This is a genomic window from Desulfobacula sp. (assembly GCF_030145145.1).
In the GTDB taxonomy this organism is placed as follows: Bacteria; Desulfobacterota; Desulfobacteria; order Desulfobacterales; family Desulfobacteraceae; genus Desulfobacula.
In genome coordinates this window covers 1-12,373 of record NZ_JAQYWD010000053.1, presented here as the reverse complement: position 1 = coordinate 12,373, position 12,373 = coordinate 1, and the positions used below count along the sequence as shown (strand labels likewise).

At 46.2% G+C, this 12,373-nt stretch carries 12 protein-coding genes; 11 read left to right on the top strand and 1 reads right to left on the bottom strand.

Annotation, left to right across the window (positions count from 1 at the left end; translation table 11 throughout):
- Positions 1-63: 63 nt before the first annotated feature.
- From Q1Q15_RS22925 to Q1Q15_RS22905, 5 genes are all read left to right on the top strand, one after another.
- Positions 64-1,131, top strand: coding sequence for a DUF362 domain-containing protein (locus Q1Q15_RS22925; protein ID WP_300464977.1), 1,068 nt, complete (start codon positions 64-66; stop codon positions 1,129-1,131).
- Between the two features lie 97 nt (positions 1,132-1,228).
- Entirely contained in the window at positions 1,229-1,708 is a 480-nt protein-coding gene (locus Q1Q15_RS22920; protein ID WP_300464976.1) for an RNase H family protein, read from the top strand.
- Positions 1,705-2,424, top strand: a complete 720-nt coding sequence (locus Q1Q15_RS22915; RefSeq protein WP_300464975.1) for a spermidine synthase — start codon at positions 1,705-1,707, stop codon at positions 2,422-2,424. Before Q1Q15_RS22920 ends, Q1Q15_RS22915 begins: the two co-directional genes overlap by 4 nt.
- Positions 2,425-2,470: 46 nt before the next feature.
- Positions 2,471-3,364: a DUF561 domain-containing protein gene (locus Q1Q15_RS22910; protein ID WP_300464974.1), complete on the top strand. Its 894-nt coding sequence runs from the start codon at positions 2,471-2,473 to the stop codon at positions 3,362-3,364.
- Between the two features lie 68 nt (positions 3,365-3,432).
- The gene (locus Q1Q15_RS22905) at positions 3,433-4,626 is read left to right on the top strand and encodes an anaerobic sulfatase maturase (protein WP_300464973.1); all 1,194 of its coding nucleotides are present in this window, start codon (positions 3,433-3,435) and stop codon (positions 4,624-4,626) included.
- Between the two features lie 168 nt (positions 4,627-4,794).
- Here the strand turns inward: Q1Q15_RS22905 and Q1Q15_RS22900 are convergent, their stop codons facing one another.
- Entirely contained in the window at positions 4,795-5,655 is an 861-nt protein-coding gene (locus Q1Q15_RS22900) for a dienelactone hydrolase family protein (protein WP_300464972.1), read from the bottom strand.
- 449 nt (positions 5,656-6,104) lie between these two features.
- On the opposite strand from Q1Q15_RS22900, the gene Q1Q15_RS22895 reads away from it, so the two are divergent.
- The 6 genes from Q1Q15_RS22895 to Q1Q15_RS22870 form a co-directional block, all read left to right on the top strand.
- Positions 6,105-7,172, top strand: coding sequence for a pyridoxal-phosphate dependent enzyme (locus tag Q1Q15_RS22895; protein WP_300464971.1), 1,068 nt, complete (start codon positions 6,105-6,107; stop codon positions 7,170-7,172).
- A gap of 3 nt (positions 7,173-7,175) precedes the next feature.
- On the top strand, positions 7,176-8,246 hold the full coding sequence (locus Q1Q15_RS22890) for a DUF1611 domain-containing protein (RefSeq protein WP_300464970.1): 1,071 nt from the start codon (positions 7,176-7,178) through the stop codon (positions 8,244-8,246).
- On the top strand, positions 8,243-9,751 hold the full coding sequence (locus Q1Q15_RS22885; RefSeq protein WP_300464969.1) for a hypothetical protein: 1,509 nt from the start codon (positions 8,243-8,245) through the stop codon (positions 9,749-9,751). The genes Q1Q15_RS22890 and Q1Q15_RS22885 overlap by 4 nt, the downstream gene beginning before the upstream one ends.
- Positions 9,751-10,551 (top strand): creatininase family protein, encoded by an 801-nt coding sequence (locus tag Q1Q15_RS22880; protein WP_300464968.1) that lies wholly within the window; start codon positions 9,751-9,753, stop codon positions 10,549-10,551. Before Q1Q15_RS22885 ends, Q1Q15_RS22880 begins: the two co-directional genes overlap by 1 nt.
- Before the next feature lies 1 nt (position 10,552).
- Positions 10,553-11,617, top strand: a complete 1,065-nt coding sequence (locus Q1Q15_RS22875; protein ID WP_300464967.1) for a dipeptide epimerase — start codon at positions 10,553-10,555, stop codon at positions 11,615-11,617.
- A 178-nt stretch (positions 11,618-11,795) separates the two neighbouring features.
- Positions 11,796-12,373, top strand: a 578-nt coding sequence (locus Q1Q15_RS22870; RefSeq protein WP_300464966.1) for a transposase, incomplete at its 3' end; no start/stop codon positions are given.

The following is a 12,373-nucleotide window of genomic DNA, read 5'->3' as shown; positions in this document are numbered from 1 at the left end:
AATCAATGGTAACAAGTCAAATGTATTTAGGCAAGAACACAAATTCGGCCAAAAGGAGAAAATATGCATCGTGTTATGATACACCCCGCATCTTATGATAGCTGCCGACAATCCGTTGACAAGGCATTTGAACTTTTCCCCCAGGATATTGCCGGAAAAAAAGTGGTGATAAAACCCAACGTCCTCCGGATGTCCGCGGCCGAAGAGCATATTGTCACCCACCCGTCTTTATTGAGGGCTGTTGTTGAAAAAGTTGAACACTTGTCCCCGGCTGAAATTGTGGTCGGTGATAATCCCGGCCTGTTCAGTTATGGGGACAACGAAAACAGCTTTAAAAAAACCGGATTGATGACAGCGGCAAAGGGCTATTACCGGAATCTGGGCAACACGTCTCAAAAAAGGGCCTTTCATCCTGATTTTATGCCGGAAGTGGGGGTGTCCAAAGAAATTCTGGACGCGGATATCCTTATCAGCCTTCCCAAGTTTAAAACCCATGGCCTTACAATTATGACCGGGGCCATTAAAAACAGTTACGGAATCCTGCCCGGCGCGCAAAAAGCAAGGCTGCACCAGATTGCCGGCACACCGGCTCGATTTCATGAACTCATCGTAGAGGTGTTTCGCCTCCGGGTCCCGGATTTGTTTATCATGGATGCGGTTGTGGGAATGGAGGGGAATGGTCCGGCCTCCCCTGATCTGAGAGAGATCGGCCTGATCCTGGCGGCGGATAATGGCGTGGCCATGGATGGGGTAGTTGCCAGAATGATGGGGCTTGATCCTGCCCAACTGCGCTTTCTTCAAAAAGCCAAGGCCCTGGGGCTTGGGGAATTTGATTCTCAAACGGTTCAAACAGAGGGCCAACTAACCATCTTAAAAGATTTCAAGCTGCCGCCCCTGGGGGGAGAGGCCATTTTTGACAATCCAACAGTTCAGGAATTGATGACGTCCAAGTCCCAGATCCGGCCCCAGGCAGATCCTGCGCTGTGCACAGCCTGCGGAGCCTGTATTGACCATTGTCCGGTATCTGCACTTTCAATGATGGATGCTGTGCCTGTGGCAGATGCTGATCTGTGTATCCGGTGTTTCTGCTGCCAGGAGATCTGTCTGGAAAAGGCCATCACCCTGAGATAAGGGACGTCTGCCATTTTTTAAGATTTGTTTTTCCACAGGAAATGGATTACACTGATCTGGACAAACTATTGCGGAAAACAATCGGTTCCTGAACCAAATGACACGGATAAACTTATTTATAGACGGCAGCGTTAATCCTCAGATAAAGGTGGGGTATGGGGCTTTTCTTGTGATCAACGAAAAAAAACCGTGCCTTGAAACCTTAAAAGGCCGGGTAGTGGTCAGAAAATTTAACAATACAAGCGCCACAAAACTTGAGATACAAACCTTGCTCTGGGCATTAAACACGATTCAACCCTCTGGAGAGCGGATAACTGTGTTTACAGATTCACAAAATATTGTGGGATTACCAGCCAGACGAAACCGATTTGAGCAAAATGACTATCGCTCAAGAAAAAATCGACACATCAAATATTATTTGCTTTACCAGTCTTTTTTTGATTTGATTGATCAACTGGAGTGCAATTTCATAAAGGTGAAGGGTCATAAGCGATCTCATCAAAAAAATGAAATTGATCAATATTTTTCCTTAGTGGATAAGGCCTCTCGAAAAGCCTTAAGGCAGTATCTGATATGAATTATGAAGAACTGGATTTTCAGAAAACCCCCATTGGTGATCTAATGCTGCGTCGCCGCCGATTGATCCAACTCAAAGGATTGGAAATCTATGAAATAAAACTTGGCGAAGCCTTTTTAATGACCAGCCTGTTTCATGAAGCAGAACATATGCTTTCAAAACTTGGACTTGCTAAATTGGAGAAAGAAAATCTTGAAATTGTTATAGGCGGTCTGGGATTGGGGTATACGGCTGTTTCTGCACTGGAAGATCCACGGATTGCCTCGCTCACTGTTATTGAATACCTGCAGGCGGTGATTGATTGGCATGAAAAGTCTATGGTTCCCCTGGGTCCTGAATTGATGAATGATCCGCGATGTCAGTTGGTGCAGGGGGATTTCTTCGCCCTGGCCCGTGATTTGGCCCGGGGGTTTGATCCAATGATTCCAGGGAAAAAATATGATGCTGTTTTATTGGATATTGACCATACCCCAACCAATGTTCTTTACCAGACCAATACCCGATTTTACACTGAAACTGGCCTTACAGAACTGACCGGGCATTTAAAGCCCGGCGGTGTATTTGCCCTTTGGGCGGATGGGTTTCCTGAAGATGAAATCACATCGCGTCTGGAAAAAGTTTTTGGTCAAGCAACGTCCCACACGATCGAATTTAAAAATCCGCTGACAGGGGGAACTTCCGAAGGGGCTGTTTATGTGGCACAGGTGGTCAAATAAATCCTGCCATTGGTTAACCTAATTTAAGCAGGGAGTTTAAAGTGAGATGAATAAAATTAGTGAAATGCTAAAGTGTAAATACCCAATCATTCAGGGTGCCATGGGTGTGATATGTAATCCGGAGCTGGTGGCCGCTGTCTCCGAAGCCGGAGGATTTGGATTGCTGGCAACTGCTTTTTCCCAGGATAGTGAAATAATACGGAACCAGATTCGTGAAACAAGGAAACTCACAAACAAACCATTTGGCTTAAACTTGTTTACGATGAATCCTCTGGTTCAAGAATTTGTGGATATTTTAGCAGAAGAAGGGATATGCGTTGTTACCATTTCAGGCGGTTCTCCGAAAAAAATAATTCCATATGTTCACGACCGGGGAATCAAAGCGATCGTGGTGGTGCCGACTGTGGATCTTGCGTGTAAAGCAGAATCATCCGGGGCTGATGCTGTCATCGCAGAAGGATCTGAATCCGGCGGCATGCAGGGATATAATGGTGCCTCAACCATGGTTCTGGTTCCCGCAGTAAGCGATGCTGTAACCATTCCCGTTATTGCTGCAGGTGGTATTGGAGATTCCCGGGGTTACAGAGCCGCCATGGCTTTAGGGGCACAGGGCGTACAAATCGGTACCCGGTTTATTACAGCAGCAGAGTGTAGCGCCCATATCAATTACAAGAAAATCATAACCGAATTAAGAGACACTGGAACAAGGCTTGTGGATACGGGTAGATTCAGGATAAGGGCATTGCACACACCATTGGTTGAAAAAATAATTACCGGCCCGATGGACACTGATGCATATTTTACTATTCAGGCAGTAGAAAAATCGTGGATTAGAGGAGATATTGACTCTGGAATCCTGCCGGCCGGGGAAGTGTCCGGTTTAATTTCTGATATTGATTCAGCAAAGCAGATTATCGATGAGATGGTTGGTGGTTCATAATTGAACTTGATAGTTTAGAATTAACACTCAACCCATTAAGGATAGTGCACCACATCGCACAGTGAAAAATGAAATCTCCTATAAAACAAAAAATAAAAACAGATTTCCAGGTATTTGCTAAACCCATTGGAGATGCCTGTAATATGGCCTGTGAGTATTGCTATTATTCATCCAAAGGCTCCATATCAGATGCTTTCCAGAGAATGTCCGATGAGATTCTCGAAACATATATTTCCCAGCATATTCAAGCACATCCCGGACCGGTTGTCCGTTTTTCATGGCATGGCGGGGAACCAACACTTCTGGGCATCGATTTTTTTAAAAGCGTGGTTGGTTTTCAACAAAAGTATCAGCCGGCAGGGATTTTGATTCAGAACGGTATACAGACCAATGGCATTTTACTGGATGAAACATGGTGTCGATTTTTTAAAAAAGAGGGATTTACCGTTGGATTGAGTATAGATGGTCCGGAACGCCTCCATGACACATACCGGGTTTCAAAATCAGGAAAGGGAACCCATTCACGGGTAATGAACGGACAAAGGCTTTTGCAGAAAAACCATATCCCCCATGATATCCTGTGTGTGGTACACCATCATAATGTGGACCATCCGATTGAGGTGTATCAATTCTTTAAAAAAATCGGTGCAACCTATATCGGTTTTCTTCCCGTGGTTAATTCGCCAGCAGGCAGTGTTGATCCTGAAAAATATGGCGCATTTCTCTGCAGCATATTTGATGAATGGAAAGCCCATGATATCGGTACTGTCAACGTCCAGATATTTGAAGAGGTGTCTGCAGCCGCGATGGGCCAGGATCATTCGCTTTGTATTTTCCGCAGAACCTGTGGGGAAATCCCCGTGGTTGAAAAGAACGGAGATGTTTATCCCTGCGATCATTTTGTAAGGCCAACGTATAAATTGGGGAACCTGAACACACTGCCCATTGGGAAATTAATGAACCTTACCCCCATGAAAGCGTTCGGTAAGAATAAAAAAATCCATCTTCCATCCACGTGTAAATCCTGCGACGTTCTCACCTTTTGCAATGGCGGATGCCCCAAGGACAGAATTCAGGAGATACCCGGATCAACAATAAAACTCAATCACCTGTGTTCTGGATACAAACAATTTTTTAATCATTGTCTTCCTTTTGTTGAGCAGCTTCAAATGCTTGTCCAAAAACCAACAGCAACCGGCCGTAATTCTCCCTGTCCCTGCGGAAGCGGGAAAAAATACAAACAGTGTTGCCTTACACAATAAATCAGGTTATCTCCGTATTTAGTGTTTGAACGAAAACTCACCCATCTGCTGCGTTGCTGCAAAACTCTGAAATCCTCATGTACACTAGTACACTCCGGTTTCAGAGTTTCTTGCGCCTTGCATATGGGCAACTTTTCGTCCAAACACGGGTTTTCGTTCAGGCACTATTTACTCTATTAATTTTTCAGAAAGAAATTCAATGGTTCTTTTCCAGGCAAGCGCTGCAGCCTCAGGGTCATAGCGGGATGCGTTTGTATCATTGTTAAAGGCATGATTTGCACCTTCGTACATGTAGAGCTTATAATCGATACCGGCTGATTTCAGCGCGGCTTCATAGTCAGGAATCCCTTTGTTGATACGTTCATCAAGACCCGCATAATGGAGAAGGAGGGCAGCTTTTATTTTCGGCACCGCCACTGCAGCAGGCTGTTTTCCGTAAAAGGGGACCGATGCCTGGATATCCGGTGTCTGTACTGCCAATTGGTTGGCCATGCCGCCTCCCCAGCAAAACCCGATAACCCCTACTCTGCCTGTTGTCTTTGGGTGGGTTTTTAAATACTGGGCTGCTGCGATAAAATTTTGTTCTGTCTGCCCCTTATCCAGTGTTCGGATAAGATCACGGGCTTTATCCGGGTCAGCCGGTGTGCCCCCCAAGGGAGATAAGGCATCCGGTGCTAATGCGGTAAATCCCTCAAGCGCCATTCTCCGAGTGACATCTTCAATGTGGGAATTTAATCCCCTGTTCTCATGTATAACGATTACTCCGGGTTGTCTGCCAGCGGTTTTTTTTCTGGCAAGATATGCCCTGATGTTTCCGCTTTTCCCGGGATAACTCAGGTAATCTGCATCTAATCGCGGATCATCCCGGGATATGGTTTCCGCCAGAGCAAGATTATAATCGAGCATGGGCAAGAGCGCCATGCCAGAAGCAGCCCCCCCGGCCAGGAGCGCTAATTTTTTTAAAAACTGCCGACGACCCAACCCTTCCTCAATGTAAAGGTCATGCAAACGAATAATGTCTTGATTCATTTTTCCTCCTTTTGTTTTGGGAATTGTGATGATAGCTCGGTCCAAGTGTGATCTTCAATTATATGCGATCCGTATGACAGGGTCAAGCCCACTGTTGACAAAGGTTCTCTTAAATATGTCAAGGCCCTGCCCCGTCAGCTGATAGTGCAACATATGGTTACCTGCCAGTGAGTATCAATTTGTTAACAGACAAAAAGATGCTTTTTATTAAAAAATATTTAAAATTGTTAAAGATTTGAGATATAAACCCAGTGTAAATGGGAAGGAAAAACGGTTGCATATTTTGATCAAATTTTATACTTTGAAATTATCTTTACCTTATTTTATATAATTTACCTGTATCTTGACCATGGTATTATCGATCATGACATTTTATTTTCAGGAGCGAATAAAAAAAGATCCGGTTGATACAATTGTATTCTCACAAAAGGGAATAAGGTGTAATTACTATGATAATGAACCTGCTTGACGGCGTTAAATCAGCGGATATTAAAATTACCAAAGAAGTTAAGAACCTCAGCGAATTTGTTAAAGATGAAAGCCTTTCAATAGTAGACAGAATTGAATCGTTTGAGGACATTATCAGCATGGAAATAGGCGATACCTCTTTAAACCGGGCCCGCAACCTTGAAAGGGAGCTGGACATCCGCCAGATGTACATAAAATATGAGGGGGAAAATCCTTCCGGAACCCAGAAGGACAGGATAGCCTTTGCCCAGGTCCACGATGCGTTCCGGCGAAATTATACGGTTATCTCGCTGGCAACCTGTGGAAATTACGGCGTGGCCGTGGCGTTTGCCGCATTCCTGGCAGGAATGGACTGCAGGATCTTTATACCGGAAACCTATCACACCGGCCGGATCAGGGAGATGGAAGCCTTTAATGCTCAGATCATTCGTCTGCCAGGCTCTTATGAGGATACGGTAACCGAATCCAGCAGGCTTGCCCATGAAAATGAATGGTATGATGCAAATCCGGGTGGCGCCAATACCTCCCTGCAGATTTCCGCCTATGCCGAAATCGCCCATGAAATTTATGATCAATTGCATGATGCCCCCAAATGCGTTGCGTGCCCGGTGTCTAACGGAACCCTTCTGGCCGGTATTTTCCGTGGGTTTGTCAGCCTTTACAAACGGGGGAAAACCTCAAGGATTCCCATGTTCATTGCCGGCTCAGCAGCCAATAAAAATCCGATTATCGCTTCTTTTAAAGCCGGACTTTACCGATGCCGGGATATTGATCCCAAACGGGTAAAAGAGACGTCCATCAATGAACCCCTGATCAACTGGCACAGTTTTGACGGAAATGAGGCCCTGACAGCCCTTCACCAGACACAGGGGGAGGCAAGACATATCAGTGATAAAAAAATGCGGGATATGAGCATTTTTCTTCACAAAAAAGAAGGGTACAGGATACTGCCAGCTTCCACGGCCGGCCTCATTGCCATGCTGGAAAAGCATGAAAAAAATGAATTCATAAACGACAGGTATGTCGCCATATTGACAGGAAGGTATTAACCCATGAAACAGACAATCGACGGGAAAGCTATTGTATATGCCGGTGGTATGTTCAACACGCCGGAGGGCAAAACCGCCCACGGCTTGGTCAGATTTACCCAGAGATATGACGTGATGGGCGTAATCGATCCTGTTTATGTCGGCAAAGATGCCGGGCAGGTGCTGGACGGCAGGGCCAACCACATCCCCATCTTTGAGGATTTAAAAACAGCCATGGCAGAGCTTGGGCCCGAAAAAACGCCCAGGACCCTTATTATCGGACTGGCCCCGGATGGTGGACGTCTGCCGCCCGAGGCAAGACAAACCATTCAGAAGGCCCTGGAAATGGGATTGAATGTGGACAGCGGTCTGCATGATTTTTTATATAAAGACAAAGGCCTCATGGCCATGGCCCAAAAACATAATTGCCGGGTGCGCGATATTAGAAGAACGCCAGACCGGGATGACCTGCACTTTTTTACCGGAAAAATTGAAGAAGTTGATTGCCTTAAAATTGCCGTTCTCGGAACCGATTCTGCCATTGGCAAACGAACCACTGCATGGATTATTGTCCATGGGGCAATCAGGGCCGGGCTTAAGGCCGAAATGGTGGGGACAGGGCAGACCGCCTGGATGCAAGGGGCTAAATATTCCATGATCATGGATTCCTGCATTAATGATTATGTATCCGGGGAAATTGAACATGCGGTTCATGAGGCATGGAAAAACGAATCCCCGGATCTCATCCTCATTGAAGGACAGGGCAGCCTCATGAACCCGGCCTACCCGGGAGGGTTTGAGATCCTTGCGGCCGGACGGCCTGATTTTGTCATCCTCCAGCATGCCCCCATGCGGGAGGAATATGATGGCTTCCCCGGGTATAAACTGCATTCGCTGCCGGAACAGATCAATGCCATTCAAACCATATCCGGGAAAAAAGTAATTGCCGTAACCCTCAACCACGAACGTATGGAAAAGGACGGTATCGTGCCGGCCTGTGAGAAAATCACAAAAGAAACCGGGTTGCCGGCCTTTGACGTGCTTGAGTCGGGTGCCGACGAACTAATCAGGCTTCTGGAATTGCGAATAAAATGATAAGCCTTGATGATTTTGTTGTATTAAGGAAACTGAGTGTAAAACATATTCAGGTAGACCCTAAAAGGGTTAAGGCTGAATATTGTGTTGAAACGTTTTCCGGTGAGATGTCATCCTATGAATTGATGTATTCCTATGAAACCGCTTATTTCAACGGAAAAAATGCGGAAGATGTGAACCTGGCGTCCATGATGCTGGCCCAGGTGGCCTTAAATTATGGCCTATTTTTTGAAACCATTGAACTGGACGGGTTGTATGACAAGGCGGATAAAAAATTTCTTGCCAACATGCTGGAAAATACGTCCCGGGAGATCGTAACCAACAAACTGTTGATTAAAAATGAGTTTCTCCAACCGCCCTATAACACCCTAAAACCGGAAAAGCGTTCTAAATATACCCGGTCAGACCTAATTTTTTCTAATACCCGGTTCAGTGGCTTGACCCTGGAAAGGCCTTATGAGAAAACCGATCCGGACAAGTATGCTATCCTCAGCAGCGGGGGAAAGGACAGCCTTTTAAGCTATGGGATCATCAATGAAATTGGTGAGGCTTTTCCCGTGTTTATCAATGAATCCGGCCGGCACTGGTTTACAGCAGTGAATACCTATAAATATTTTAAGGAAATCGAACCCAATACCCATAAACCCTGGTGTAACAGCGACCGGGTGTTTAACTGGATGCTCAGGCAATTGCCTTTTATCAGGAAAAATTATGCGGGAATCCGGTCGGATATTTATCCCATCCGTCTCTGGACCGTGGCGGTATTCCTGTTCGGGGTCCTGCCCATTGCCCGGAAAAAGGGAATCGGCAATGTATTGATCGGCAATGAATACGACACCACGCTTAAAGGCAGTATCTCAGGCATCCTGCATTACTCAGGCCTTTATGATCAGAGCAAGTATTTTGACATGGCCATGACACGGTATTACAGGGCCAAGGGTTGGCAGATTAACCAGTTTTCGATTTTAAGGAGTCTGTCTGAGCTGCTCATCATGAAGATACTGAGCAGGCGGTATCCTAAACTCCAGCAGCATCAGGTGTCCTGCCACGCGGCCCATAAGGCGGGGGAACGGATGATTCCCTGTGGAAAATGTGAGAAATGCCGCAGGATCATCGGCATGCTGCGGGCGCTGGATGAAAATCCCGAGCGTTGCGGGTATACCGGGCCCCAGATAGCCGAAGGGCTTGCTGCCCTGGAACGGCAGTCGGTAAAACAGATCGGAAGTGACGTCTCCCATTTATATCACCTTCTGGTGTCAAAAAAATTGATCCGGCAAAACGACCACACAAAACGCCTGGCAAAAGAACATGCCGAAATTACCAAGCTTCGGCTTGACAAAGAAAGAAGCAATCTTGCCGATATGCCCCTGTATATCCGCAAACCCCTGTTTGACATTCTGTATGAATATTCAGACGGCGCCGTCTTAAGAACCGATCACCAATGGAAAGAAATTCAATTGGATGATGCATTTTTAAACGCAGTTCCTTATAAAATGGATGAATAATGAAACAGAAACCTGTCACACCTGATTATATGTGGGAAACCTTAAAATGGCCTGAAATAGCAGAGCGGCTGAAAATAATGGATACAGCTATTCTGCCCTGCGGTGCCATTGAACAGCACGGCCCCCATCTTCCCCTTGACCTGGATTATTTTGATGCCGTGTATATGGCCAAAGAAGTGGCAAACGCCTGCAAAGATCCCAAACCCTTTGTCCTGCCGCCGATTCCCTATGGCGTGTCCTACCATCACAGTGATTTTAAGGGAACCATCTGCCTGACGAACCATTCCCTTTCCGCCGTTGTTTATGACATCGGCATGAGCCTTGCCCATAACGGCATCAGGAAACTTGTCATCCTCAACGGCCACGGCGACAATGCCCCGACCTTGAATTATGCAGCCCAGATGATCAACCGGGACGCTAAGATATTTGTCTGTGTGGAAACCGGTGAAACCAGTGATGTGGATATTTACAAGCTGACCGCCACCAGCAACGATATCCATGCCGGTGAAATAGAAACCAGCACAGCCCTTGCCGTCCGGCCCGAACTTGTGGACATGGAAAAGGCCGAGGACCATACCCTGGATCTGGATAACGAATACCTGGATTTTACCTCGGACCGGGGTGTCAGCTGGTATGTTCACACCAAACGATTGTCAAAATCAGGTGTCATGGGAAATGCCACCCTGGGAACAGCTGAAAAAGGTAAAAAAATGTGGGAGATCATGATCCGCAATATGACGGAATTTGTGGAAACCATAAAAAATACACCGTCAGATAAACTCTACCAGAACAGATACTAATATGAAAATCAGCGAAATAGACTATTTCAGGCTGGACATGCCCCTGGCGGTTCCCTACACCATTGCCTACGAGACCGTGAGCCACACCACCAACATCATCCTGAAACTGATAACAGACAAGGGCATTACCGGATGGGGCTGTGCAGCCCCGGATCTTACGGTCACGGGCGAGACCCCGGAAGACGTTATCACTTCCATTGAAACCGTTATAAGGGATATGCTCAAGGGCCAGACTCCCTTTGGGATCGCCAGGATCACCCATGATTTAAAACAGCCGCTTGCCCAGGCCTCTTCTGCAAGGGCCATGGTGGACATGGCCCTGTACGATATCATGGCCCGAAAGGCCGATATTCCGCTGTATCAATTGCTGGGCGGGTTCCGGCATGAAATTGCCACCAGCATTACCATCGGTATCATCCCATTGGCGGAAACCCTTGAACAGGCAAAAAGACATCTTAAAAACGGGTTCACCATTCTCAAGCTAAAAGGCGGCCTCAACCTGGAAGAAGATATTGAAAAGGTACTCAAACTCAGAGAATGCCTTGGCAGGAATTTTTCTCTCAGGTTTGACGCTAACCAGGGGTATAGTGTTGAACAGTCTGTGGCATTCATCGATAAAATAAAAACAGCTGATCTTGAAATCATTGAACAGCCCACCAGCCGGAAAATTGAGGAAAGACTGGGACAAGTCACCCAGGCCGTATCCGTGCCGGTCATGGCCGACGAAAGCATTAAGACGCTGAAGGATGCATTCAGGCTGGCCAGCAATGACCGCATCGACATGATCAATATCAAGATCATGAAAATGGGCGGTATCTTTGAGTCCCAACACATCAATTCCGTAGCAAAAGCCGCCGGCCTGGAAGTCATGGTCGGCTGCATGGATGAGTCTGCCCTGGGGATTTCAGCAGGCCTGCATTTTGCCTTAAGCCGCGCCAATATTGAATATGCCGATCTGGATGGCCATCTGGACCTGTTAAATGATCCGTTTTCCGGCCTGTTTCACCTGAAAGACGGCACCCTTTATCCGGCAGATGCACCGGGATTGGGCTGTATCAGGCTATAGCGATACCTGTTACCGCCTCTGACTCGGTTCTGCGATGGGGTCGGGCTGGGTTTATGGGGTCGGGCCGCACTAACTAACTGAAATAAATAAAAATAACCCCTAAAAAGTCCCTTATTTTGGGATTATTTCCAACTTTTCGGGGCCAAAAACGAAGATATAGAAAAATACATACAAAATTTTGGCAAGAGCAAAGAGACATTATATCCCAGGACAAATTTGGCATATCACTCATCGGTGCCATAAACGAGAATTCCTGCTTAAATTCGTTAAAGATCGAAAGCGGTGGCTTCAATGGTTGTTCGAAGCAAAACGAAGATATGGACTGACGATTCTAAATTATACAGTCACATCCAACCATATCCACCTGCTGGTTGTTGATGATAAGAACAGGATGACTATCCCAAGAGCTATCCAACTGACAGCTGGTCGTCATGCGCAGGAATACAATCAAAGAAAAAAACGAAAAGGAGCATACTGGGAAGACCGGTATCATGCAACCGCCATCGAAACCGGCAAACATCTATTGAGATGCCTTGTATATATTGATCTGAATATGGTACGCGCCGGTGTAGTATCCCATCCGTCAGAATGGGACTCTGGTGGATATAATGAAATCCAATCTCCACGCCGTAAATGTGTCCTCATTGATTATGAAAAACTTGCCAAACTTTCCGGCTGTGACTCTTATATTTCATTTCAACACTTACACAAGAATCTAATAAGCAACGCCTTAGAAAACGATAAAAGCAAACGGGA